Here is a 25083-nt window from a genome sequence, read left to right on the forward strand (position 1 = left end):
ATCGGGGGCGGGATTTCACGCCGGGACGGGGATGCGTTCCAGCTTCTGCGGGTTGAGCACCCACTGGAGGCGGCGGATGCCGTCGGCGGTGACGTCGAGCGCGATGAAGGCGACCACGGCGCCGTCGCGGACCAGCACGGCCGCGGGGCCGCCGTTGGCTTCGATGAGGCGCACGGTGCCGTCCCAGAACCGGTCGGCGAAGGCGTGGACGTACTTCGCCACCGTCTCGCGGGTGAAGACCGGGATGCGCGACGCCCGGGCCAGTCCGCCGCCGTCGGAGTAACTGACGATGTCGGCGGTGAAGATGCGCTCGAGTTCGGCGATGTCGCCGGACTGCGCGGCCTCGAGGAAGGCCTCCAGCATCCGCTTCTGCTGGGCGTGGTCGACCTCGCGCACGTGCCGCTCCTCGGCCAGGTGCTTCCGCGCGCGGCTGACGAGTTGCCGCGCGGACGCCTCGGAGCCCTGGATGATCTCCGCGATCTGCGGGTACGGGTAGTCGAAGGCCTCCCGCAGCACGTAGGCGGCGCGTTCGGTCGGCGTCAGCTTCTCGAGCAGCACGAGGACGGCGAACTCGAGCGCTTCACCCCGCTCGGCGCCGAGGGCAGGGTCGGCGCTGGTGTCCACGGGCTCGGGCAGCCACGGCCCGATGTACGTCTCGCGCTTCACCCGCGCAGACTGGGCCTGGTTGATGGCCAGCCGGGTCGCCGCGGTCGCCAGGAAGGCCGCCGGCTCGCGCACCGCCGAGCGGTCGGTGCGCTGCCAGCGCTCCCAGGTGTCCTGGACGATGTCCTCCGCGTCCGCGACGGTCCCGAGCATCCGGTAGGCGATGCCGAACAGGCGCGGCCGCACCGCCGCGAACGTCGCCGCGGCGGTGTCGAGGTCGTCCTGCTCCACTGGCCCCGTCATGGTCGAATGCTAGTGGCGTTCCTCCAGCCAGCGGGAGAACGTCGTCCCGCCGAACCGGTGGTCGGTGATGGCGGGGTCGTTGCCCGGCGTGAGCGATCGGTCGTCGACCCGGCCGCCGTAGTATCCGGCGTCGGGATCCGTCGAAACGGTCCGCGGATCGCCCGTAGCGGAGAACAGCCGGCGCGCCAGTTCGTCCAGCCGCAGGGGCTCCGGACCGGCGAGCTCCACGATCCCGTTCAGGGGCGCTGCCACGGCGACCTCGGCCAGGGCGGCCGACACGTCCGCGGCGGCGATCGGCTGCATCAGCACATCCGACAGCACGGCCGTGCCATCCTGCGTCGCTCCGTCGGCGAGCGCGCCGATGAACTCGAAGAACTGCGACGCGCGCACGATCGTGAACGGCACGCCGCTCTCGTGCACGATGCGCTCCTGCGTCACCTTCGCCCGCATGTAGCCGATGTCGGGCATGCGGTCGGCGCCCACGATGGAGAGGACGACGTGGTGGCGGACGCCCGCGGCCTTCTCGGCCGCGACGAGGTTGGTGGCGGACCGCTCGAAGAACTCGTGCACCGGGCCGTCCTCGAACGACGGCGCGTTGGGCGTGTCGACGACGACGTCCGCACCCTCGAGGACCGCGGCGAGCCCTTCGCCCGTGACCGTGTCCACGCCGGTCGACGGCGATGCGGCGACGACGTCGTGGCCCGCCTCCTGCAGACGAGAGACGACTCCGCGGCCGATCAGGCCGGTTCCGCCGATGGCGACGATCTTCATGTGCTGCTCCGTTTCTGCGCGGACGCTCCGCGCGTCACCAGCTCTGACCGGACAGGTGCCCGGGATGTGACAGCGGCGTGCGACGTCTCCGCTCAGCGGAGCAGAGCGTGGTGGCGGGATACCTCCGTCTCGGCCGGCTCGCCGCTGACGCCGCGAGGATTCCGGATACCGGCCGCCGAGATCAGGCCGCCCACGGCGAGCGCGATGGCCGCTGCCCCGGCGAGCTCGTGGAAGCCGGCGACGGCCGACATCGCCGCCCCCGCCGAACCCGCAAGGGCCACCGCGACGAGGCCGGCGACACGAGACACCGCGTTGTTCACGGCCGACGCGATCCCGGACCGTGCCGGATCGACGGCACCCAGGATGGTCGCCGTCAACGGAGCGACCGTGATCGCCATGCCCAGCCCGAAGACGACGACGGCGGGCAGCACCTCGGTCAGGTAGTCGGCGTCGCGCGAGATCCGCAGCATCAGGGCGAACCCGCCGGCCGCGACCAACGGTCCGACTGTCATCATCAGTCGTGGTCCTACCCGGCCGCTGAGACGGCCGAAGTACGCGGACAGGGCGATCAGCACGATGCTGGACGGGACCATCGCGAATCCGGCGAGAGTCGCCGAATATCCGGCCCCCTGCTGGAGGAACAGCGCGAGCGCGAAGGTGCCGACAGCCACACCCCCGTAGATGAAGGCCGTCGCCACATTCCCCACGGTGAAGTCGCGTGCCCGGAAGATGGTGAGGGGCAGCATCGGCTGCGCCGCCCTCCTCTCGCGCAGGACGAAGGCGACGAGCGCCGCAGCGCCGACCGCGAGCGAACCGAGGATCAACGGCGAGCCCCATCCATATCGTGGATGCTCGATCAGGGCGAACACCGGCAGACCGAGCCCGAGCACGCCGAGGCCGGCACCCGCCCAGTCCACCCGGGCGCCGGGCCGGTGGGGAGCGTCCGCGGGAAGGGCGCGGACGAGCAGCAGCGCAACGGCGATCGGCAGGAGGTTGATGGCGAAGACCCATCGCCACGACAGGGCATCGACCAGCACACCGCCGAGTACGGGCCCCGCGATGCTGGCGAGGGAGGTGATCGCCGTCCAGACCCCGATCGCCCGGCTCTGCGCTGCGCCGTTGAATGCGCCGAGGATCAGGGCGAGAGAACTCGGCACGAGCAGGGCGCCGGCGACGCCCTGAAGCCCGCGAGCGAGCACGAGGATCGCCGAGGTGGGCGCGAGAGCGCACAGGGCCGAGGCGATGGCGAAGCCGACGAGGCCCCAGAGCAGCACTCGACGGCGCCCGAACAGATCGGAGAGCGACCCGGCGAGCAGGATGACCGATCCGAGCGTCAGGAGGTACGCATCCACCACCCACTGCTGGACGGCGAGGCCGCCTCCCAGCTCCCGCCCGATCGCGGGGAGGGCGACCGTCACGACGCTGCCGTCGAGAAACGCGATGAAGGTCGCCACGACGGCCACCGCCAATACCGTTCGCTGTGGCGCCGTCATCCATCCGGTCATCGTCTGTCGTCCGTTCGTCATGGTCCCGGGAAGGTCCCGGCTCCGGCTCTGACCGGTCAGCCCACCGTTCTGTGACGGTGACGCCGAGCTGCGACCTGTCACATTCGCGCCGCCTGTTCGGTCGTACTGGGTGACGGCTGCACACGGCCGCCGTCGGATGAGCATTCGAGGAGACACGACATGAAGATCGTCGTCATCGGCGGGACCGGCCTGATCGGTTCGAAAGTGGTGACCCTGCTGGCAAGCCACGGGCATGAGGCGATCGCCGCCTCTCCGAACTCCGGTGTGAACACGCTCACCGGTGACGGAGTGGACGCGGCGCTCGCCGGAGCGGACGTCGTCGTCGACGTCTCGAACTCGCCCTCCTTCGAGGACCGCGCGGTGATGGACTTCTTCACCACCTCCACCAACACGCTCATCGCCGCAGAGCGCAAAGCCGGCGTGCGGCACCATGTGGCGTTGTCGGTGGTCGGAACCGAGCGCGTGACGGACAGCGGGTACATGCGCGCGAAGGTCGCGCAGGAGCTGCTCATCCGCGAGTCCGGCATCCCGTTCTCCATCGTGCACGCCACGCAGTTCTTCGAGTTCGTGAAGGCGATCGCCGACGCGGCCACCGACGGCGACACCGTGCGCCTCGCGCCCGTGATCATCAAGCCGATCGCAGCGGAGGACGTCGCCACCGCCGTCGCCCGCACCGCCGCCGGTTCGCCCATCGGGGGAGTGCTGGAGGTGAGCGGACCGGAGGAGTTCCGGCTGTCCGAGCTGATCGCGCGCGGGCTGGCCGCGCGGGGTGACGCACGTCAGGTCGTCGACGATCCCGAGGCGCGCTACTTCGGCGCGCACCTCAGCGATCGGGAGCTCGTCCCCGGTCCGGATGCGGAGGTCTTCCCCACGACGTTCGCCCAGTGGCTGGACGCCCAGGCGGTGACCACCCCGTGACAAGCCGGTCCGGCCGAGCCGTGAGGTAAGAGCGGGAACACCGGGTTTCAGGCGGCCCACTCCCCGGGCATGCGCCAAGCAGACCACGGCTGGTCCCTCCCGCCGCCGGACCCTTCACACCCGATACGAGAGAAAGGCGTTCCCATGTCGATGACAGCGTGGCTGCCCTCGGTGCTCACCCGGAGGCGACAGCTCGTGGGCGAGCTGCGCGCCGCCACCGCTGCGCGCGATGCCCGACGCCTGCGACGGCTCCTCGACCCGGAGGTCGCGGTCGTGGTCGATGCGGGCGAGGGCGACCGTGCGAAGGTCCGTGTGGTGCGCGGAGTGGAGGACGCCGCGCTCCTGCTCGCCTACGGCCTCGGCGCACGGAGCGGACGGGAGGTCGTCGAACGCCCGGTGAACGGCCGCCCGGGCTTGCTGCTCCGCCGTGACGGGCAGCCGACCGCGACGATCGCCGTGGACGTGACCGCGGGGATGATCAGTGTGGTCTGGGTGCGGCTCGGTGCCACCGTGCTTCGGCGCGGCAACGCCGTGCTGCCCGTGTGAGGGCGCGACCGCGACCCGTCCTAGATCCCCCGGTCGTGCGAGATGCCCGCGCAGAGGTCGCCGCCCTCATCGAGCACGATCAGGCCGCCGTTCGAGTTGGCCGAGTCCATCAGGCGGCGCAGCCATTCCCGGTTGATCGCGGGCGGCCGCGGGCTGTCGTAGTGGAACCGGAGAGGGAGCGAGGAGTCCAGCCAGATGGTGCTCCGGCCGCTTCCGTTGGCCTTCGACTCGCGCCACGACAGGGCGAAGGACTCCTTGCGCTGGAGCTTGGCGATGATGGCGACCTCCAGGTGGGCGAGGACGACGTCGTCGAACGACACCCGTGCTGAACCGTCGTAAGCGAGGTACCCCATCGGACCCACCTCCTGGCCATACCGTATCCATTCCGGCCGCCTCCTCTGCCTCCCCATTTCCGGCCTGCGGGTCGCCGTGTCGTCTACTATTCGGGGATGAAGAAGCCAGCTCCCATCGAGGACGTGTCGATCGGCGGCGACGCGATCCGGCTCGGCCAGTTCGTGAAGTTCGCCGGACTCCTCGACTCCGGCGGGAGCGTCAAGGAGGCCATCGCCGACGGCGATGTCGACGTCAACGGCGAGGTCGAGCTCCGGCGCGGGCGACAGCTGCAGGTCGGGGATGTGGTGTCCTTAGCCGGACACGCGGTGCGCGTCGCCCCCTGAGGTCGCTTCCCCGGCAATCCCTCGGAAGTCGTAGACCGTCGCGACCCGCGGCTGATTCGCGTCTGGTGCGCGGTCCGTAGCGTCGAGAGTGTGACCGCATCCCTCTCCCTCCGTCCGACGCATCCGGCGCGCACCGCTCCCCGCTCGCTTCCGGCCGTGCTGTTCGCCGTCTACCTCGTGCTGCTGGTGTGGGCCGTGTTGTGGAAGTTCCACGTGCCCGACTTCGGCGGGGACGGCGTGCGCGCCGTCAAGCTGGTGCCGTTCGTCGCGAGCGAGGGGTTCGGCGTCAACCGGCCGTCCGAGATGCTGGCGAACGTCGCTCTGTTCGTGCCGTTCGGCGTCTACCTCGGGGTGCTCGCGCCCCGGTGGCGCGTCTGGCCGGTCGCCGTCGTGGCGGCGCTGACGAGCTGCGCTCTGGAGGCGGCCCAGTACGTGCTCGCCTCGGGGAGTTCGGACGTCACCGACGTCATCCTGAACACGTCCGGCGCCGTCGGCGGCTTCCTCGTCCTGTCGCTCGCCCGGTGGGTGTCGCGCGGCCGAGCCGTACCCGCCGTCTACTGGATGTGCTTCATCGCCACGGTGGCCGCCGCGGTGTTCGGGGCCTCGCTGCTCGGGTCTCCGCTCCATTCGCTCCCGCCGCTGCACCGCTGACGGCCCGCGCCGCGGCGTGCGAATGGAGGTGTCACTCGTTCGGGGGTCATCCGACCTTTCTGGGGGTGAAGCCAGGGTGAAATTCGGCCGCAGCCCGCTGGGCCGCCGCTAGCGTGTGGCGCGGCGGGCACCGGTCTCGGTGGTGCTCCGCCGCTCCATGACGCAGGACGAAGGGGATGCTGCTGTGTCTGCACACCAGGATGGGCGCGGCCGCCGCCGCGAGGGACGAATCGCGCTGGGTTCGCCTTGGCGCTGGCTGGCCGCATTGGTCGCCGGAACGCTCGCGCTCGCCGCGGCGCTTGTCGGAGCGCCGGCCATGGCGGCGCCGGTCTACCAGATCGAAGCATCCTGGGCCGCAGGGACCCCGACGACCGTGAAGAGCGGCGACGTGGTCACCGGCGTCTGGCGCATCAACGTCAACGACGACGCCCCGGCGCCGTCGAACGACCCGGTGGACAACGTGACGGTCACGATCACGGCGCAGAACGGCCGCTACACGGCGGTCCCCTCGCTCTGTCTCACCACGGGCGTCACGCCCGCCTCCAGTATCTCCGCCGACGGGCACACCCTCGTCTGCAACGTCGGGACGCGCGACCAGGGCACCGCGGTGGTGATCCAGGCGCCCATCGTCGCCGACGGCGCGACCGGCGACCAGATCACCGCGGACGGCAGCATCGGCGGTCAGACCGCGTCGCTGAGCCCGATCGACATCACGAATCCGTTCGGGATGGACATCCGCTGGGGTGTCGGAACGCCCAACTTCTCCGTCGGTGACGGGGGCTACCTGGTCGACTACGAGTGGACGCTGAGCAAGGCGCTCGGAAGCGAGGCCGGTCCGCAGTCCATCACCTACAACCTGAACATCGCTTCGCCGCAGGGCTCGGCGGTTTCCGTCGACGCGAAGGCGTGCTCCCCGTTCACCGGTCCCGGCGCCGCGGACGGCCACCCCTGGTCCGGAGGAACCCACCCGGCGACTCAGCTCACCGTTCCGGCCGGAACCTGCACCATCACTCAGACCGGGGCGAACACGTTCCAGATGACGATCACGGGGATCGACTACTCTCCGGCGAACCCGCCGACGCTCGACTCCGCGGGCAACCGGCTCCCCGTCGACCAGGTGGCGCTGGCGTCCGGCTCCATCTGGATCCGCGTCAACACGGCCGCCTCCGGCTCGGTCGTTCTGAACTCCGACGCTCCGACCTACACCTCGGTCACCGGTCAGACCGCGCAAGACGACCCGTCGAACAACGCGGAGTCCAAGGCGTGGACGACCCCCGGCCTGTACTCCTCCGGCTGGGGCCGCGGCTACACCAACTCCGGCGGAACCCAGTGGGATGACACCTATCGCGTGTCCGCAGGAACGACCGTCGGTCAGTACATGGACTCCGGGATGCAGCTGCACACCGACCGCCCGGACGACCGCATCGTGGGTATGTGCACCGCCCTCGACACCCGGTATGTCACCTATGCGGGCTGGGGTTGGGCCCAGCCGGTGACGGACAACACGATCGGCGCAACGGCCGAGTACTACGTGGGCAACGACCCCACGGTCGACCCGAGCAGTGCCGCCTACGACCCGAACGCGTTCGACTGCGGGTCCACGGGCGGTTGGACGACGGTCCAGCCGACCGACCTCACCACGGTCAAGGCCATGCGCATCACCGCTACCCAGGGCCAGTTCGAGCAGCTCTCCGCCCAGTCCAACGTCACCGCGGTCGTCTACCAGAAAATCAACGCGAACGTCCCGGCCGGGACCGACATCTGGTCGTTCTTCTCCGGCGTGGTGGATGTGCCTCTCAACAACTGGTGGAACGGAACGGGCTGCATCACGCCCACCGCGGGCTCGCGCTATCCCTGCACCACCGGCTTCCGCGACGTGCTCCGTGTCGTGACCGCCACGCCTGCCGTAGCCAAGTCGGCCGACCGCTCGGTCGTCAGCCCCGGTGACCCGGCCGTCTACACGCTGACCTACTCGGCGAACGGCGCCGGCGCCATCCCGGCGACCGTCGACGGTTACCAGCTGGTCGACACGCTGCCGGCGGGCGTCACCTACGTGCCCGGCACCGCATCCCCCGAGCCGGCGGTGTCGACCAACGGCTCCGGCCAGCAGGTGCTGACGTGGACCCTGAACGGCGTCACCACGAACGCCGACCACGCCCTCACCTACCAGGCGGTCGCGGACAGCAGCGTGACGCCGGGTTCCGCCCTGGTCAACTCGGTCAGCGCCAGCTACGGCGGCATCACGAAGTCCGCCACCGCCCAGGTCACCGTCGCGACCGACGGCTACACGACGGTGGTGAAGACCGCCGACGCTCCGTTCATCCCGAACGTGAACGGCGACGGCACGGGCACGGGTTCGTGGACGGTCACCGTGAAGTCGTACGACCCGGTCACCCAGCCGTTCACGGACACGATCGACATCCTCCCGTACAACGGCGATGGACGCGGCACTGCGTACACCGGTTCGTACGCTCTCACCTCGGTGAACGCCCCGCTCGGAGCGACCGTGTACTACACGACCGCCGACCCGACGACCCTGTCCGACGACCCGTCGGCTGCGCAGAACGGCGCTGCCCCGGGCGACCCGACCGGCAACACCGCGGGCTGGACGACGACCATGCCGGCGAACCCGACCGCGGTCCGCGTGATCGGCGGCAGCCTCGCGCCGGGAGCCACCCAGCAGTTCGGCGTCCACATCACGACGAACGGCGTGAAGGGCGGCGACACGCTCGTGAACCGGGCGCAGGCGATCGCGGGTCACACTGCACTCGTGATGCGCACCTCCGCGGCCATCAGCGTGGCGAACTACTACTCCGCGACCATCCTCAAGGAGGTGCAGGCGGCCGACGGCACCTGGCACGACGCCAACAGCTCGGTCGACTACCCCGCGTTCCACTACGGCGACACGGTCCACTACCGCGTCACCGTGACGAACACGGGTCAGGGCACGCTGACGAACGTCGACCTGACGGATGACAAGAGCCCGACGGCCGGTGCCTTCCACATCGCCTCGCTCGCGCCGGGCGCCTCCGAGTCGCACGAGTACGACCTGGTGCTCGACGAGACCCTCCCGGGCGGCGGGTTCGTCAACACGGCCTGCGCCACCGCCGACACCCCAGCGGACTCGGGTATCGCTCCGACCATCCCCTGTGACCCGGCCGGCATCGACATCGCGGGCTACTCGGTCGTGAAGACCGCCGACCCTGCTCCCGGTTCGGTCGTGCACTCGGGTGACGTCATCCACTACACGGTGACCGTCACGCAACGCGGGCCGGTCCCGTCGGCGGCGTCCTTCACCGATGACCTCAGCAAGGTCGTCGACGACGCCACCTATAACGGCGACGTCGCGGCGGATGCGGGCACGGCGACCGTGACTGGCAGCTCGATCGCCTGGACCGGAACGCTGGGTGTCGGTGCGGTGGCGAAGATCACCTACTCGGTGACCGTGAAGGATGCGCGCTCGATGGGCGACGGCACGCTCGACAACGTCGTGACCTCCGACGGCTGCGCTCCCGCCTCCGACTGCGAGACGGTGCACCGGTTCGGCAGCTACACGTTCGCCAAGACGTCGGACCCGGCGTCCGGCCACGCGGTGAAGACCGGTGACCGCATCACCTACACCCTCACCATCGCCCAGTTCGGCGCGGCGCCGGTGACCGGCGGCAACGTCGTCGACGACCTCAGCAAGGTGCTCGACGATGCGACCTGGACCGGCGACCAGAGGGCGACATCGGGAACCGTGACCCGCGCGGGCTCGACCCTCACCTGGACCGGTGACCTCGCCGTCGGGCAGGTCGTCACCGTGACCTACTCGGTGGTGGTCACCGGAGACGGCGACAAGCAGATCGCCAACGTCGTCACCAGCCCCGACGGCGACGCGTTCTGCGTGCCCGCGCCGGACAAGAACCCGGACTGCGCCACCAGCCACCGCGTCGACGACCCGGCCGTGACGGCGGGCCTCGCCTCGACCGGTTCGACGATCGGCTGGGGTGTCGGCGGCCTGGCGGGCATCCTGTTCGCTGCCGGGGGAGCGCTGCTCTTCCTGCGCCGACGCCGCATCAGTAACACCTAGCACCCATCACCACGAAGGCCGCCGGGCGTCGCTCGGCGGCCTTCGTGCTGCGCCGGGTCCGATGTCGGGTCGGGTCGCGTTCAGGCGGCCCAGGCGCGGAACAGGATCGTCTGCACCGGGATGGTCGTCGGCGCGGGCCCGTACTCCGCCGCAAGCCGTTCCTCCACCGCGCGGATGAGCGCATCCACGTCTCCGGATCGCGACCGCACCTGATCGGAGACCGGGTTGCCGCGGATCAGGCCGTCCGCGAAGTCCGACCACGAGGCCACGGGCGCGTCGTGCGGCAGCACGTCGATGCGGAGCGTACTGAACCCGCTGTCCTGCGCCAGCCTCCGCAGCCGCTCGACGTCGCTCATCCCGAACGGCACCCGGTAGAACGGCGGAGGGTCGTCGGGGAACGTCTCCGTCAGCAGCGCGTCGACAAGCCCGGCGAACCGGTTGCGGTCGTGGCTGTCCCACACGCTGAACACGTACACGCCGCCGTCGGCGAGCACGCGCCGCGCCTCCCGGAATCCCGCGCCGACATCCGGCAGGAACATGATGCCGAACTGGCACGCCACCGCGTCGAAGCTCGCGTCCTCGAACGGCAGCGCCTGAGCATCCGCGACCTGGATGCGCGTCTCGGCGGGCACCTTGCCGGCGGCCCGCTGCAGCATCGCCTCGTTCAGGTCGGTGATGACGAGGTCCGCCCCGGGATTGTGCGCGACGATCCCGGCCGACGAGATCCCGGTCCCCGCGGCCACCTCGAGGATGCGTTCGGGCGCCGTCGACGCCACAGCCTCACCCAACACATCGGCGTAATGGCGGAAGAGAACGGGGCCGAGCTCCGAGTCGTAGAACTCGGGAATGGACCCCTGGAATCGCGCGGCGTCGTCGTCCACGGTGGAAGGGTACCGCCGTGAGTGCGGTTCGTGGAGGGCGGGTTGCGGCCTTACTCGCAGGCCACTCCGTCGCCGTCACGGTCCAGTTTGCGGGAGTAGCCCGGCTGACCGGCGTAAAGCGGAGCCTTGCCTGCCGCGCGGACGGCCGTGCAGTTCGGGTAGTCCACGCTCGGTGCCGGTGCCGGTGCCGGTGCAGGCGGGGCCGGAGCTGGTGCCGGTGGAGCCGGCGCGGGCGCTGGCGCGACGGGTGCGGGTGCCGGTGCAACAGGAGCCGGTGCCGGAGTTGGTGGGGTTGCTGTGGTGGTCGGCGTGGGCGTTCCCGTCTGCCTCCCGGAGGTCCCCTTGGTGACGGTGAGCTTCACCGTTCCCCCACGCTTGATGCTCGCGCCGGCTTTCGGCGAGGATTTCGTGACGGTCCAGTTGCTCTTCACGATCACGAACTTCGACCACTTCCACTTCAGTCCGACCGCCTTGAGCGCCTTGCTCGCGGCTGCGCCGTCGAGACCGACGACTTTCGGGACGACGACCTTCTTGGCCGCAGCGACGGGCACGGTGATGACGGTTTCGGTCGGAGCGGCCGTCGCGGGCACCGGCCCGGTCAGCAGCGAGCCGATGACGGCTCCCGCGAGCACGACGGTGGAGAGTAGCGTTCGATTGCGCATGAGAGTTCCTCGAAGATTCGGGTGATCGCCTCAGTCTTGCGGCAGTGGCCGTGGGGCGGCAGACCCGCATACGAGGGGTGGTCGAGCGGTCGCGGCCGGTATGCTCCGGACCATGCGAAGTCGGGGGGCACGCGCCGTTGCCGTGATGCTGATTGTTGCCGGCGCGCTGGCGACTGCGGGGTGCTCCGGCTCGGGGGTTCCCCGCTACGCGTCGTGCCTTCCCGCCCGCATGAACGTGGATCCTGCGATCGTCGCGCCGGGTGACGTCGTGACCGTCTCCGCCGATCCGCCCGAGTGCGATCTGAACTATGAGCCCGGCCACCAGTACATCATTCGGCTGCGGGCCGTCGGGGTGAGTTCGCCGCCGATCAGGGCGGATGTGGATCGGGACGGGCGCTTCTCGACGGCACTCCCCATCCCCGCCGACTTCCCATTGGGGCCGGCGACCGTCGACGTCACGGGAAGCCCGTACGACGAGTGCGGCAAGAGCGGCTCTGGCTCGTGCGCGGGGTACACAGTGGCCGTCGAGGTGAGGTGACGGCGGCGCATACACGCCCCGCCGCCTCCGCCGCCTCCGCCGCCCCCGCCGCCGCCGGAGAAGCTGCCGCCGCCGGTGCGGTTCGTGGAGGGCTGGTTGCGGCTCAGCGGAGGTCGCGCCCGGCCGTCTCTTCGATGAGCCGCACACCGAGGAGTTCGCCGAGGACCGGCCCGAAGCGGGCGAGCGCATGACGATGAACATCCGTCGACGCATCCAGCACGGGCGACGAGACCGAGGCCGCTCCGGCGAGCGCCGTCACCGCGTCGAGCTCTTCGACGACACGGTCGATGCCGAAGGTCGTCAGGTAGTCGCCCCGGAACACCGCAGGCAGATGCTCCGCCAGCGCCGTGCTACTGCCCGCGCTGTCGGCGAGGAGCGCGTGCAGGTGCTGAGGCGCGAGACCATGGCCGGCGCCGATCAGCAGCGCTTCTCCGGCCGCCACGGCGTTGGCGAACCATAGGGCGTTCGCGAGAAGTTTCACGACGACACCGTCACTGGGGCGCGGGCCGCACAAGCGGATCCCGCCGTCCGCCGACAGCCGGTTCAGGATGGGCGTGGCACGGCCCACCGCGTCGGGCGCCCCGCCGACGTAGAACGTCAGAGTGCCCCCGGCGGCATCGGTGGGGCCTCCGCCCATCGGGGCGGCGACGACCTCGATGCCCCGCTCGGCCGCCGTCTCTGCGAGAGCCGACGTCCTGCCCGGATCCCCCGAAGTGAGATCGACCCAGACCGCTCCGCTGTCGAGTGCCGGGAGCGCCTCGCGCATGACCGCGTCCGTCTCGCTCGGTCCCGGGAGCACGGTGACGAGCACGTCGCTCGACCGGACGATCGCCGTGATCGACTCCATCCAGGTGGCGCCCGCATGTTCTACGGCTTCGCGCCGGGTGGGATCGATGTCGAACGCCGCAACGGGACCCAGCGCCGTGAGCCGGGCGGCAATGCCCGAGCCCATCCGGCCGATCCCGACGATGCCGATGCGCTGTTCGTTCATCGAGTCACCTTTCTGTCGCACGCATCGGCCGGTGCGCCGATCCCGTCGCGCGTCGCCGTTGCAGCAGTGTCGCACACCGCTCGTCGTCGTCCGGTCGAGGCGAAATGAGAGCCGCGGGTCTTTAGACGCCCCCGCCGCCTCCGCCACCCCCACCGCCGCCGGAGAACCCGCCGCCACCGGTTCCGCCGGACGACGAGCTGCTCGCGATGGTCGTGCTGGAGGAGATCCCGCTGACCATCTGGGAGAGCACGGCCGCGTTGAATGCGGTCTGACCGGCGTACCAGGTCGGGCTCTCTCCGGTCTCCTCGTAGAACCGTCCGAGCTCGGCGAGCCACTTCTTCTCCTCGCCGAACAGCACGGCCCAGGGGAGGAGGCGCTCGGTGAGGCTGAGCATCTCCCGCGGATCGTTCACAGCGACGGGCACGCGCTCCGCCCCCTGCGGTGACTGCAGGTAGCGGATGCGGTCGGCCTCGGCGAGGTGCACGTACACCTTGAGGCCTTCCACGTACTCGCGGAGGGTGCTGCCGGTGGTGCTCAGGGGCGAGTGCGACAGCAGGATGGCGGTGACGATGAGGAGCAGGATGGCACCGATGATGATGCCGACGGGGAGCGCGCCTCCGAAGACGCCCGCGAGACACAGCACCGCGCCGACGATGGCGAGGAGGGTGGCGCCCAACGCAGTGAAGAACACCGCGCGGACCGCCCCGCGTGGTCCCGTCCTCCGGTAGCCGTAGCGGGTGGCGTCCTTGTGCACGCGCTTCAGCAGTGCGGCGATGGCGCGGGCGACACGCGAGTTGGACGAGCCGAGCTCGAGGGTCGTTCCGGGCGCGGGCGACGTGCCGAAGAGGGCCTGAAGGAACTGGAGCTCGTCGGCGGTCGGGTTCGGTTCGCGCAACGCCTGGCGACCGGTCGCCTGGGTGGAGACGAACTCCAGCGTGTACGTGGAGCGGCCGAAGAATCCCGTGCTCTGCAACACGCGCACCCGCCCGGAGACCGCGAGGTCGAGCGTCTGCGCGGCGACGACCTTCTTGCCGCCGCCGGCGATGTCCGCCGCGAGGAGGAGCCCCTCCTTCGGCGGAACGTACTCGGGGATGATCGTGCCGCGTCCGGGAGCGTCGCGCAGGAGTCGCACGCGCACGACGATCGCGCCGATGAGGGCGAGGATGCCGAGCAGCAGGCCGGCCACGGCCGCGAAGCCCCAGCCGGTGTCGAACAGTCCGTCGGCGCGCGCCGTGAACGTGCCCGCCGCGAACCCGATGGCGAACGTGAGGTTCTCGTGCGGACCGAGCGTGTCGGCGGTGAAGCGGAACCCGTCGTCGATGCGCTCGACCGCCGCCGGATCCGTGGACCCCTGGGCGCCGCGGTACGCGGATGGGTCGCCCTTCAGCGCCGCGGCCAGGTCGGGCGCGAGGTGCACAGTCGCCGTCACGCGGTCGAACGGTTGCGCCCACGCCGTGCCGTTCGTGTCCCAATACAGTTCGTCGTCGCCGGTGTCGCCGAAGTAGCGCGTGACGTTCGTCTGCCGGTAGGTGATGACGTAGGTCTGATCGCCGTGCACGTAGTCTTTCGCCGCGATCGTCAGCGAGAGGATGCCGTCTTCGGAATCGCTCGTGTACGGACGCGGCGTCCCGTTCTGGTCGGTGACGGACACGACCTCCAGGTCGGTCGGGTGGCCGTCGTAGTCCTCGACCAGTTCGCGCCGGATGCCGTGGTTCTGGTCCGTCTCGGGGAACCGGGCCACCAGCGTCTCCACGGTGGTGAGCGTCGAGTGCCCCTCCGCGTCGCGGCCCAGCCGGTAGTCGCCGTCGAAGCTCGCGAACGTGAAGTCGTCGACCCCGGCGGGGGCGATGGTGCCGACGGCCGTGCGGGCGTCGGCGCTCGCACTCACGGGACTCCCTGCGAGGATGAGTGAGCTCACTGCCACGGCGAGCGTCGTCGCGATGAGTCGCCCGGCCCATCCCAACGGCCGTCGGCTTCGAGCGCGGACCCTCATCTTCCTCGCCGTCCTCCGCCCCCGGCGGTTCGCGTGGGCCGCTGGCCCTCCCGGCGGCACGCGTCCCATCCTGACACGGCTGCGTCCGTCGCGGTCGGTCACGCCCGCGAGACCGCCATCGTCTCGCCTGATCCGCGAGCCCCGCACCGTAACCACTCAAATCGGTTGCAGCGCACGAAGTCACCAGTTAGGGTGGTTACATGCACGCCTTCCCCTGCGGTACGTCCGCTCTCGATTTCGTCGGCACCCTGCGCGCTCGGCGCAACGACGTACCGACGGAGAAGCTGGGCTCGCCGGAGGCGCTCGATGCGTGGTTTCTCGAGGCCGGCCTGATGGATCGGTCCCCTCGCGCCACCACCGCCGACCTCGAGAAGGCGGTCGAGCTCCGCGAGGCCGTGTACCGCGTCGTGCACGCCCGCATGATGGGCGCGCCTCTTGCGGAGGACGACCTCCGCGTGCTCAACTCCCACGCCGCCGGGCGCCCGATCACCCTCCAGCTCGACGAGAGCGGCACGATCGATCGTGCGGCGGAGATCGCGGAGGGGCTGTCGCAGATCGCTCGGCAGACCGTCGAGATCGTCGGCGGAACCGAGGGTGACGTGCTCCGCGAGTGCGGCCGCCCCGAGTGCACGCAGGTCTACCTCGACCACTCCCGCGGCCACCGTCGGGAGTGGTGCTCGATGAAGACCTGCGGCAACCGGATGAAGGCGACCGCGTTCCGCGCCCGGCAGAAGCAGCCCGCCGCGACGGCGTGACGCCTACGCTTCGGTGAGTTCGCCGCCCGGGCCGAGCTCGAGAGTCATCGTGAGACCGAGTCGGGCGAGGAATCGGTCGTCGTGGCTGACGACGAGCAGTGCGCCCCGGTAGTCGGCCAGCGCATCCACGAGCTGATCCACGCTGCTGACGTCGAGGTTGTTCGTCGGCTCATCAAGGATGAGGAGCTGCGAGGGCGGGTCGGCGAGGAGCAGACGCGCGAGGAGGACGCGGAAGCGCTCGCCGCCGCTCAGCGTCCCGACCGGTCGATCGACCGCGTCGCCCTTGATCAGCAGGCGGCCGAGCCGGTTCCGGATGAGCGAGTCGGGGACATCCGGCGCGACCCGGCGGACATTCTCCAAGGCACCCACGCTTTCGTCGACGCCGTCGAGCCGCTGCGTCAGGTAGCCGACCCGGTCGGTGTGGAGCACTCCACCGGCGCGCCCGGGCTCCGTGTCACGGCGGTGGAGCAGCGACTCGAGCAGAGTGGTCTTGCCTACGCCGTTCGCGCCGACGACGGCAACGCGCTCCGGGCCCTGAAGAAGGTAGGTGCGGTTGCTCCCGTGCAGCTCCGCGATGCGTCGACCAGCGGCTACGTCGGGGTCCGGCAGCTGCAGGGTGATGCGCTGATCCGGGCGGATGCGCGCCGCGGCCTGCTCGCGCGCCGCTTTGGCCGCATCCACTCGGTCGTCCAGTCCCGAACGCAGCTTGCCGGCGGAGGCCTCCGCACGCGAGGCGAGTCCGTTCATCAGGATCTTCGAGCCCTTCTTGTTCTCGTTGGCCGTCTTCGCGTTCCTGGCACGCTTCGCCAGCCGGCTCTCCGCCTCGGCGCGCTGCCGCTGCTCCGCTTTGACGGCGTGCTGTGCGGCCGCGGCCGCCTGCACGGCGTTCGCCTGCTGCTGGTCGAGTGCCGCCTTCCACTCGCTGTACGGGCCGCCGAAGGTCGTCAAGCGGCCGCCGTACAGCTCGGCCGTCTGATCCATCCGCTCGAGGAGGTCCAGATCGTGGCTGACGACCACGAGGGTTCCCGGCCAGTCGTCGAGCATCCCGGCGAGGAGGGCCTTAGTCGGGCGGTCCAGGTTGTTCGTCGGCTCATCCAGGAGGGTGATCGGAAGTTCCCGCACCCGCAGACCGGAGATGGCGATCAGCATGACCTCGCCGCCCGAGAGGGTTCTCACCGGGCGGTCGAGGTCGGCCGCCGAGAAGCCGATCGCCTGCAACTGCACCTCCGCGCGCGACTCGATGTCCCAGTCGTCGCCGATGGTGTCGAAATGCTCCACGGAGGCGTCGCCGCCCTCGACGGCCCGGATCGCGTCCAGCACCGGCCCGATGCCGAGGAGGTCGGCAACCGTGGCTGTGTCGTGCCAGGTCAGCGACTGCCGGAGGTAGCCCACATCCCCCGCCGTCGAGATGCTGCCGGTGGATGGAGTGAGCTCGCCGGCGATGAGGCGCAGCAGGGTGGACTTCCCGGCGCCATTGTCACCGACGAGGCCGGTGCGACCAGTGGTGAACGACCCGGAGACGCCCGAGAGGGCGGCCTGGCCGTCCGGCCAGGAGAACGAGACGTTGGAAAGAACGATGGCAGACGTGCCAGTAGACATGTGAAGACCTTGACGAGAGAGAGCGGACGAATCGGAACGCAGTCGGCCGCGCGGTGGCGTTTGCAGAAGCCACCGGTGACCGGTGGCTACGCTCTGTCGATCTCGTCAATCAGCACCATGGCATGCTACCAAAGCCCGCCGGCCCGCCGGCCCGGCCTCTGGCCTCCTTGCCTCAGCGGCCGGGAGCTCGCGTCACGATCTGCTGGATGGTCCAGCTGTTGCCGTCCGGGTCGCTGAACGATGCGTACGTGCCGTAGCTGTCTGTCGCGGGGTGGGGACCGGGGACCCGGTTCGTCTCGTCGGCCCAGTGGAAGATGCCGTCCGCGTCGTGCCAGGGCTCGCTGACCGCGACTCCGTGTTCGATGAGCGTGTTGCGCGCCTCGACGATGTCCGGAGTGATCAGGTGCAGGCCCTGCGCCGTGCCGGGCTCGGCCGTGGTGAGGTGGTCGCCGAAGATGACGGATGCCGCCGACCCCGGGGGAGTCGCCTGAACGACCCGCAGCCCCTTGTCGGTGGAGAAGTCGGCGTCGAGGCGGAAGCCGATCCCCTCGTAGAAGTCCTTCGCGCGGCCGGTGTCGGCGACGGGGATGACCACGATCTCGAGCTTGAGTTCCATGTGCAGAGCCTTTCGATGAATAACTGTTTAGGACGGTTATGACCCTCTCATGCAGTCACATAACCTGTCAAACCAGTTATTTTGAGCTGCCGGATGTCACCGCCGGGACTCTTCCTCGGCGGTCAGCTCGGCGCGGGCCGGCTCGCTCCACGACGTCAGGATGCGCAGCCCGTCGCTGGACGGGCTGCCGTTCTCTGCGGTCAGCACCATCAGACGTTGGCCGCTGCCGTCGGGACTCTGCCAAGTGTCGCAGTCGAGGGTGAGCTCGCCGACCGTGGGATGCCGGTAGTGCTTCGTCCCGTAGGTCGCCGAGTTGACGTGCCGTTCGGCCCACCAGGTGCGGAAGTCGGCGTCGCGGAGCGACAGTTCCCCGACCAGCGCGGCGAGTTCCGGGTCGTCGGGATCTGTCGCGGCCTCCATCCGCAGGGCGGCGACCGCATCGCGGGCGTCGTGGTCCCAGTCGAGGTGCATGGCGCGGACACCGGGATGCAGGAAGAGCAGCCGCAGGTAGTTGCGCTGGGGCGCGGGTACGGCGCCGAAGTCCGTGAACAGCGCTGCGGCCGCACGGTTCCACTGCAGCACGTCGAGGCGGCGTCCGAGCACGAGTGCCGGGGTGTCGGTCAGCTGCTCGAGCAGTCGTCGCATCGCCGGTCGCACGGTCTGGCGGCTCCTTCGCCGCCGAGGGGCTGCGTCGGCCTTGTGCGCGACCTCGTAGAGGTAGGCACGCTGGTCGTCATCCATTCGGAGCGCGCGTGCCAGCACGCCGAGCACCGCCGCGGAGGCTTGGACGCGTCCCTGTTCCAGTCGCGTGTAGTAATCGACGCTGATCGACGCGAGCGCAGCCGCCTCCTCCCGCCGGAGTCCCGCGACGCGTCGGTGACCTCCCGTCTCCGGGAGGCCGACGTCCTCGGGCCGCAGCCGCGCGCGGCAGACCTTCAAGAACGCGCCGAGCTCGTGGAGTTCCGCCGAATCACTCATGGATTCAGTCTCCCGTCCGGAGCGATCGTGTGGGAGGGAAGGATTCTTCCCCGGCAGATTCCTGCTGCTTACCCCTGACTCGGCGGCGCAACAGCATGGGATCCGCCGCGGCAGCCGCCGCACGGAACCCCATCGAGAACGGACCCACCATGACCACACGAACCGACGTCACCTTCGAGAGCGCAGGCATTCCCCTCGCCGCTCACCTCTATGTTCCGGACGGAGCCGTCGCCGGTTCGCCGGCTCTCGTCGTCGGGCATCCCGGTTCCGGGGTGAAGGAGCAGGCCTCGGGCCTGTACGCATCGCGGCTGGCGGACGCCGGCTTCGTGACGATCGCCTACGACGCGGCCTACCAGGGGGCGAGCGGCGGAACCCCGCGCGGTCTGGAGGATCCCGGCCAGCGCATCGAGGACATGAAGGCGGCGGTGTCCTACCTGACGACCCTCGACCTCGTCGATCCCCAACGCATCGGTCTGCTCGGCATCTGTGCCTCAGGCGGATACTCGCTCGCGGCGACCGCCAGCGACCACCGCATCCGGGCGCTCGCCACCGTCTCGCCCGCCGACGTCGCCCGTCAGTTCCGGTACGGCGCCGACGGCGCTCAGGATCCGGCGGTGTTCCAGGGCATGCTGGATGCTGCGGCCGCCGCACGCACGGCGCAGGCCGCGGGGGAGGATGTCGCCGGCATCCCGCTGTTCCCGGAGACGATCGAGCAGGCGCGCGCCGCCGGCGGCGAGCACGGCGCCGAGGGCTTCGACTACTACTGCACTCCGCGCGCCGCACACGACCGCGCCGCCCGGACGTTCGACTGGTCGAGCGTCGACAAGCTCGCCACCTTCGACGCCTTCACCCAGGTGCCGCTGATCGGCGACCGCCCCCTCCTCATGGTCATGGGCTCGCGGGCGGTCACCGCCTGGATGGGGATCGACGCCTTCCAGCGCGCGGTCGGCCCGAAGGAGCTCGTCTGGGTGGACGGAGCGAGCCACGTCGACCTGTACGACCGCGACCCGTACGTCGCGACCGCCGTGGAGCGCCTGGCCGACTTCTACGGTCGGACGCTGGCACCGGCGGTCTGAGGAACTGGAGCGAGTGACGGGAATCGAACCCGCGCTATCAGCTTGGGAAGCTGAGGTTCTACCATTGAACTACACTCGCGCGGCCCGCGAATCCCAGTAAATCACTGGGATGTGAGGCTGCCGCCCAGACTACCCGGTCGACGGTTTTTGGCCAAACCCGGCCAAGCCCCGGCCGCGTCTCCTCACCCCTTGCGCGCCTCGATGAGGTGCCGGCTCGAGTACGTGACGAACACGCCGTCGCGCCGGATCACCTCATCGAGCTCGCGCAGTCGGTCCCGGTGGGCGTCGACGGTGAAGCCGGGCACCCACCAGATGACTTTGCGGAGCAGGTAGACGACCGCGGCGATGTCGAAGATCTCTATCCGCGTGCGCGCCGTCTGCAGGTCGACGATCTCGAGGCCGGCTCGCCGCGCGGCCGCCGTCTCGTCGTCGGGGTGGCGCCCGCGGCGCGCGTCGGGCAACGGGCCGAGGAAGAACTCGATGAGTTCGAAGGCGCTGGCCGGTCCGACGTGCTGCGCGAAGTAGGTGCCGCCCGGCGCGAGCACCCGGGCGATCTCCTCCCACCAGATCGTGGCGGGGTGGCGGCTGGTGACCAGATCGAACGCGCCGTCGGCGAAGGGGAGGGGCGGCTCATCGGGGTCATGTACGACGACCACGCCGAGGGGATGCAGCAGGCGCGTCGCCTTGACGACGTTGGGCGGCCACGACTCGGTGGCGACGGCCGTCGGGGGGAAAGAACCAGCCTGCGCCAGCACCTCCCCACCCCCGGTCTGGATGTCGAGCGACGCCCGCGCGTGCGCCATCCGTTCGGCAAGACGACGCGCATAGCCCCACGGTGGACGCTCCTCCGTCGCTCGCCCGTCGAGCCACGAGAAGTCCCATCCCGTGACATCGGCGCTCTCGCCGAGGGCGATCAGCTCCTCGAAGGTGGGTTCCGTCATAGGAGGATCATGCCAGTGCGGGGTCCCCAGGACGTCCGGAGCGGCCCGGGGGTGAAGCCGGGGTGAAAACTCTCCGACGCCGTTGCGCTCCGTTCGGGGCATCCGGGAGACTCGCCGAGGACCGGCACGTCGATTCGCATCCGCAGAGACGTCGCGGCTCCGTGGCGGAGGGGAAGAGCGTGCGCTCTCGCAAGATGGATGGTCGGGCTGTGTCTGCGCGCTGGGGTGCCGCTGTCGCCGTGATCGTCGGCGCCGTGACGTTGAGCGTCGGCGTGCCGATCGCAGCGGCGGCGGACTCGGTGGTGAGCACGATCCCGGTCGCCTCCACGACGGCGTCGGCGACGCCGACCGTGGTGGTGTCGCCCGACGGCTCGCGGCTGTACGTGTCCGACACGAACGCCGGGACGGTGTCCGTCGTCGACACCGCCACCCGGACGGTGCTCGGGACGATTCCGGTCGCAGGTCCCATCGGGCTCGCGATCTCGCCGGATGGATCACGCCTGTACGTCGTGTCGACGAACCCCGCGAACGTCCTCGTCGTCGTCGATACGGCGACGCGGGCGGCCGTCGCGTCCGTCCCGGTCGGGGCGTCCCCAGCGGGAATCGCGATCTCGCCGGACGGCTCCCGCGTGTATGTCAGCAACTCCAGCGGAAACGGGTCGACCGCGGTGTCGGTCGTCGACACCGCCACCAACACGCTCGTCACCAGCATCGTGGATGCGCCGGGGCCGCGATCGATGATCGTGTCGCCCGACGGGAGCCGACTCTTCGTCTCGCACACCGCTCCCTCGTCTCACGACATCTCCATCGTCAGCACGGCGACGAACACGGTCACCGGAACCGTCGCGATCGGCGCGTTCGCGGACGCCGCGACCGGCTTCGCGATCTCGGCCGACGGCAGCACCCTCTACGTGGCGAGCGCCAACGTGGGCCTCTTGCGAGTGATCGACACCGCCACGGGGACCGTCACGGCCACCATCTCCGCCGGTCCCGGCGCGTACGACGTCGCCGTCACCCCCGACGGCACACGGCTCTACGTGACCGACTCGACCGCGAACGCGGTGTCGGTGATCGACACGGCGACGAACGCGGTCGTCTCCACCATCGCGGTCGGCGTGACGCCGCGCAGCCTCACCATCTCACCGGACGGCGCCTTCGCCTACGTCGCGAACACCACGTCGGACACCGTCTCCGTGATCGGGATCGACACGTTCCCCGCGATCACCACGGCGACCGTCCCGGGCGGCACGATCGGTTCGTCTTACTCCACCGCCATCGCGACGACCGGATCCCCGGCGCCGACGCTCTCCGTGAGCGCGGGAGCGCTGCCTCCCGGACTCTCGCTGGCCGGCGGCATCCTCAGCGGCACGTCGACAGCCGTCGGCTCGTACACGTTCACGCTCGCCGCGAGCAGCACCGTCAGCGGCATCCCGGCGACGGCCACGCAGTCGTACACGCTCGTCGTCGCCGCCCTTCCAGCCGGCGCTCCTCTTAACCTGACCGCGACAGCCGCCGGCGTGACCGCCGAGCTCAGCTGGACCGCACCCACCTCCGACGGCGGAGATGCGGTCAGCGGTTACCGCATCGAACGCAGCACGGACGGCGCCGCGTTCACCACGCTCGTCGGCGACACCCAGTCCACCGCTGTCACTTTCACGGATACCGGCGTCACCGCCGGCCACACCTACCGCTATCGTGTGTTCGCGCTCAACAGCGCCGGGGCGAGCGCGCCGTCCAACGTCGCTGCGGTCACGTTCCCTGCCGTCGCCACGCCGGTCGGCAGTACCCCGATCGGCAGCGCCCCGCCCACCCCGACCGACGGCTCCGCCGCAACGGATGCGCAGAGCACGCTGGCCGACACGGGCAGTGACGTCACCGCCGGTGACGTCACCGGCCCGCTGTCCCTCGCCTTCGGTCTGATCGCGGCGGGCGTGTTCGCCGGCGTCGTACGTCGCCGCAGCCGGAAGGCCTGACCCCGCGGCGGACCGTCAGTCCGCCGCGTCCTGCACCTCGTTCTCCAGCTTCTCCTCGTCGACGGCGATCTCCCTCTTGGTGATCCCGGTCGCGTTGGTCAGCAGCCGTTCGATCTCGCCCGCCTCGCTCGGGTCGACGACGACCACGATGCCGGAGCTCCCCGCGTGCAGGGTCTCGCTGATCGCCTTGAGGTCTTGCGCGGACGACTTCTTGGAGATGTGGCCGGCGAGCGCGCCGATGCCCGCACCCGAGCCGCCGCCGACGAGGAGCGCGCCCCCGAGCGCGACGGCCGGGAACAGCGCGACCACCAGGCCGCCGGCGAGCCCGATGGCCAGGCCCTTCCGGCCACCGTGGTGCTTGCCGCCGTCGTCCCGCTTCGGGATGGAGACCTTGCCCTCCTTGTCGCGCACCACCACCGCCGCGTCGAAGGAGGCATGGTGACCGCGCTCCTTGTAGTGGGCGTGGAGACGGTCGAAGTCCGCCACCGCCTCGTCCTCGCTCGCGTACTGGGCGGCGATCGCCACATACGGTTGATCGGTCATTTTTGTTCACCTTTCTACAGGGTCGGCGCGGTGCGCCGGCCGTTGATCTTCCATACGAAGTCGATGAGGACCGCGAGCACGATGATCGCGACCAGGGCCCATGCGGTCGCCGGTTCGGACACGAGGGTCGTCGTGCAGAAGATCACGAACGTCCCGAGGGTCGCGACGAGCCCGACGATCAGAATGACGACGGATGCGCCGGTCTGGCGGCGTATCCGTAGGTGCGCGATGCTCACGGACGAGAACACGAGGAGCGCGACGGCGCTGCCGATCGATGCGATGGCGTTCAGGTTGAAGAACGCGACGAGCAGGATGGCCAGGGCCGCCATGACCAGGAGCCCGGCGGCGAACCGGCCGAACGAGCGTCCGAAGAACGGCGGGAACTGTCCGACCGAGGCGAGATGCTGGGTCATACCGATCGACGGGTACAGGCCGGCATTCACCGCGCCGGTGGTCGAGAAGAGCGCAGTGATCACCATGAGCACGTACCCGGCTTCGCCGAGCGTCGGCTTGGCCGCCTCCGCGAGCGCGGTGGTGCCGTACTTCACCACCTCGTCGGCGGTGAGCGTCCCGAACACGCCGAGCGAGACCGCGACGTACACCGAGGTCGCGATGAAGAGCGCCAGGTAGATCGCCTTCGGCAGCTGACGGGCCGGGTCGGGCAGGTCCTTCGCGGTGAACGTGATCACGCCGAAGCCGAGGAAGGCGAAGAACGTCAGCGCGACGCTCGACACGATCTCGCGCCAACCGGGGTAGCCGCTCGGCGCGAGCAGCGCCGGGTCCCAGTTCGCGATCGTCACGACGGCGAACACCACCAGGATGATGAGCACGATCGTGACGATCACCGACTGGACACGGGCGACCGCGGCAGCGCCCACGGCGTTCAGGCAGGTCATGACCAGGATGAGCAGGATGGCGGCCACCTTGGCCCAGAACGGGTCGCCGTCAGCGACGACGGAGGAGGCGTACCCGCCGAACGAGGACGCGATCATGGCGACCACGATGGAACCGGCCGTGAAGAACAGCCATGCCCCGATCCCGGCGATGTGCCCTTCTCCGAACCCCTTGGAGAGGAAGGTGAGGATGCCGCCGCCGGACGGGTATCGCGATCCCAGCTTGGCGAAGGAGTATCCCTGGAGCGCGGCGATGATCCCGGCGATCAGGAACGAGAGCCAGACCGCGGCGCCGGCCACCGCACCGGCCGCCCCGAGCAGGGCGAAGATGCCGGCGCCCACCATCGAGCCGACACCGATGTAGGTGGCCTGCAAGACCGTCATCCGCTTCGGTGACGGCGCTCCGTCGTCCATCCCGGATCCTCTCGTGAGAGCTTCGAAGGCCGGGTGCCCGGTCCGAGGTGAGCGAACGGTAACCCCGGCTCAGACGGCGTGGCTAGGCACAATCGATGCGGTGGGGAGCCGTGGAATTCACGTATTCCCGAGACCGCTCAGCAGGGTGCATCCTGTGGCCGGG

Annotated in this window: 23 protein-coding genes and 1 tRNA gene; 9 read left to right on the top strand and 15 right to left on the bottom strand. The window is 70.1% G+C overall.

Annotation, left to right across the window (positions count from 1 at the left end; genetic code table 11):
- Window positions 1–15: 15 nt before the first annotated feature.
- The 3 genes from BLR91_RS00135 to BLR91_RS00145 all read right to left on the bottom strand — a co-directional run bounded on the left by BLR91_RS00135 (window position 16) and on the right by BLR91_RS00145 (window position 3203).
- Entirely contained in the window at window positions 16–906 is an 891-nt protein-coding gene (locus tag BLR91_RS00135; RefSeq protein WP_231918764.1) for an RNA polymerase sigma-70 factor, read from the bottom strand.
- 9 nt (window positions 907–915) lie between these two features.
- On the bottom strand, window positions 916–1677 hold the full coding sequence (locus BLR91_RS00140; protein WP_089878496.1) for an SDR family oxidoreductase: 762 nt from the start codon (window positions 1675–1677) through the stop codon (window positions 916–918).
- A gap of 92 nt (window positions 1678–1769) precedes the next feature.
- Complete coding sequence (locus BLR91_RS00145; RefSeq protein ID WP_231918765.1) at window positions 1770–3203, bottom strand: MFS transporter; 1434 nt, start codon at window positions 3201–3203, stop codon at window positions 1770–1772.
- Window positions 3204–3362: 159 nt separating this feature from the next.
- Here BLR91_RS00145 and BLR91_RS00150 point away from each other — a divergent pair, with 159 nt between their 5' ends.
- Window positions 3363–4121 carry an SDR family oxidoreductase gene (locus BLR91_RS00150; RefSeq protein WP_089878493.1) on the top strand — a complete coding sequence of 253 codons (759 nt, stop codon included), beginning with the start codon at window positions 3363–3365 and terminating at the stop codon, window positions 4119–4121.
- A 144-nt stretch (window positions 4122–4265) separates the two neighbouring features.
- Window positions 4266–4667, top strand: a complete 402-nt coding sequence (locus BLR91_RS00155; protein ID WP_089878489.1) for a hypothetical protein — start codon at window positions 4266–4268, stop codon at window positions 4665–4667.
- 20 nt (window positions 4668–4687) lie between these two features.
- On the opposite strand, the gene BLR91_RS00160 is transcribed toward BLR91_RS00155, so the two are convergent.
- Window positions 4688–5020 (bottom strand): DUF7882 family protein, encoded by a 333-nt coding sequence (locus BLR91_RS00160; protein ID WP_018192483.1) that lies wholly within the window; start codon window positions 5018–5020, stop codon window positions 4688–4690.
- A 96-nt stretch (window positions 5021–5116) separates the two neighbouring features.
- On the opposite strand from BLR91_RS00160, the gene BLR91_RS00165 reads away from it, so the two are divergent.
- From BLR91_RS00165 to BLR91_RS00175, 3 genes are all read left to right on the top strand, one after another.
- On the top strand, window positions 5117–5344 hold the full coding sequence (locus BLR91_RS00165; RefSeq protein WP_089878486.1) for an RNA-binding S4 domain-containing protein: 228 nt from the start codon (window positions 5117–5119) through the stop codon (window positions 5342–5344).
- 90 nt (window positions 5345–5434) lie between these two features.
- Entirely contained in the window at window positions 5435–5995 is a 561-nt protein-coding gene (locus BLR91_RS00170) for a VanZ family protein (RefSeq protein WP_089878483.1), read from the top strand.
- A 184-nt stretch (window positions 5996–6179) separates the two neighbouring features.
- Window positions 6180–10067, top strand: a complete 3888-nt coding sequence (locus BLR91_RS00175; protein ID WP_089878480.1) for a DUF7927 domain-containing protein — start codon at window positions 6180–6182, stop codon at window positions 10065–10067.
- An 80-nt stretch (window positions 10068–10147) separates the two neighbouring features.
- On the opposite strand, the gene BLR91_RS00180 is transcribed toward BLR91_RS00175, so the two are convergent.
- Together BLR91_RS00180 and BLR91_RS00185 are read right to left on the bottom strand one after the other, a co-directional pair.
- A complete protein-coding gene (locus BLR91_RS00180) occupies window positions 10148–10948 on the bottom strand; it encodes a class I SAM-dependent methyltransferase (RefSeq protein WP_089878475.1) in 801 nt (266 codons plus the stop codon).
- A gap of 50 nt (window positions 10949–10998) precedes the next feature.
- On the bottom strand, window positions 10999–11610 hold the full coding sequence (locus BLR91_RS00185) for an excalibur calcium-binding domain-containing protein (protein WP_089878472.1): 612 nt from the start codon (window positions 11608–11610) through the stop codon (window positions 10999–11001).
- Window positions 11611–11839: 229 nt separating this feature from the next.
- On the opposite strand from BLR91_RS00185, the gene BLR91_RS00190 reads away from it, so the two are divergent.
- The gene (locus BLR91_RS00190) at window positions 11840–12148 is read left to right on the top strand and encodes a hypothetical protein (protein WP_231918766.1); all 309 of its coding nucleotides are present in this window, start codon (window positions 11840–11842) and stop codon (window positions 12146–12148) included.
- A 103-nt stretch (window positions 12149–12251) separates the two neighbouring features.
- On the opposite strand, the gene BLR91_RS00195 is transcribed toward BLR91_RS00190, so the two are convergent.
- Together BLR91_RS00195 and BLR91_RS00200 are read right to left on the bottom strand one after the other, a co-directional pair.
- Window positions 12252–13316, bottom strand: coding sequence for an NAD(P)-dependent oxidoreductase (locus BLR91_RS00195; RefSeq protein WP_331710727.1), 1065 nt, complete (start codon window positions 13314–13316; stop codon window positions 12252–12254).
- Complete coding sequence (locus BLR91_RS00200) at window positions 13261–15027, bottom strand: DUF2207 domain-containing protein (protein ID WP_157694700.1); 1767 nt, start codon at window positions 15025–15027, stop codon at window positions 13261–13263. Before BLR91_RS00200 ends, BLR91_RS00195 begins: the two co-directional genes overlap by 56 nt.
- 305 nt (window positions 15028–15332) lie before the next feature.
- Here BLR91_RS00200 and BLR91_RS00205 point away from each other — a divergent pair, with 305 nt between their 5' ends.
- On the top strand, window positions 15333–15887 hold the full coding sequence (locus BLR91_RS00205) for a CGNR zinc finger domain-containing protein (protein WP_089878461.1): 555 nt from the start codon (window positions 15333–15335) through the stop codon (window positions 15885–15887).
- 3 nt (window positions 15888–15890) lie between these two features.
- Here BLR91_RS00205 and BLR91_RS00210 read toward each other — a convergent pair whose 3' ends face one another.
- From BLR91_RS00210 to BLR91_RS00220, 3 genes are all read right to left on the bottom strand, one after another.
- On the bottom strand, window positions 15891–17486 hold the full coding sequence (locus tag BLR91_RS00210) for an ABC-F family ATP-binding cassette domain-containing protein (protein WP_089878458.1): 1596 nt from the start codon (window positions 17484–17486) through the stop codon (window positions 15891–15893).
- A 172-nt stretch (window positions 17487–17658) separates the two neighbouring features.
- Window positions 17659–18102, bottom strand: coding sequence for a VOC family protein (locus tag BLR91_RS00215; protein ID WP_089878455.1), 444 nt, complete (start codon window positions 18100–18102; stop codon window positions 17659–17661).
- A 96-nt stretch (window positions 18103–18198) separates the two neighbouring features.
- The gene (locus tag BLR91_RS00220) at window positions 18199–19080 is read right to left on the bottom strand and encodes a helix-turn-helix domain-containing protein (protein WP_089878452.1); all 882 of its coding nucleotides are present in this window, start codon (window positions 19078–19080) and stop codon (window positions 18199–18201) included.
- Between the two features lie 149 nt (window positions 19081–19229).
- On the opposite strand from BLR91_RS00220, the gene BLR91_RS00225 reads away from it, so the two are divergent.
- Window positions 19230–20156: an alpha/beta hydrolase gene (locus tag BLR91_RS00225; RefSeq protein ID WP_089881657.1), complete on the top strand. Its 927-nt coding sequence runs from the start codon at window positions 19230–19232 to the stop codon at window positions 20154–20156.
- Between the two features lie 5 nt (window positions 20157–20161).
- Here the strand turns inward: BLR91_RS00225 and BLR91_RS00230 are convergent.
- Window positions 20162–20235, bottom strand: a tRNA-Gly gene (locus tag BLR91_RS00230).
- 103 nt (window positions 20236–20338) lie between these two features.
- On the bottom strand, window positions 20339–21097 hold the full coding sequence (locus BLR91_RS00235; protein WP_089878448.1) for a class I SAM-dependent methyltransferase: 759 nt from the start codon (window positions 21095–21097) through the stop codon (window positions 20339–20341).
- 209 nt (window positions 21098–21306) lie between these two features.
- Here BLR91_RS00235 and BLR91_RS00240 point away from each other — a divergent pair, with 209 nt between their 5' ends.
- Complete coding sequence (locus tag BLR91_RS00240; protein WP_089878445.1) at window positions 21307–23070, top strand: beta-propeller fold lactonase family protein; 1764 nt, start codon at window positions 21307–21309, stop codon at window positions 23068–23070.
- Window positions 23071–23085: 15 nt separating this feature from the next.
- Here BLR91_RS00240 and BLR91_RS00245 read toward each other — a convergent pair whose 3' ends face one another.
- The gene (locus BLR91_RS00245; RefSeq protein ID WP_018192467.1) at window positions 23086–23613 is read right to left on the bottom strand and encodes a DUF1269 domain-containing protein; all 528 of its coding nucleotides are present in this window, start codon (window positions 23611–23613) and stop codon (window positions 23086–23088) included.
- Between the two features lie 14 nt (window positions 23614–23627).
- On the bottom strand, window positions 23628–24920 hold the full coding sequence (locus tag BLR91_RS00250; protein ID WP_089878442.1) for an APC family permease: 1293 nt from the start codon (window positions 24918–24920) through the stop codon (window positions 23628–23630).
- Window positions 24921–25083 lie beyond the last annotated feature (163 nt).

This window comes from Leifsonia sp. 466MF, from assembly GCF_900100265.1.
Lineage (GTDB): Bacteria > Actinomycetota > Actinomycetes > Actinomycetales > Microbacteriaceae > Leifsonia.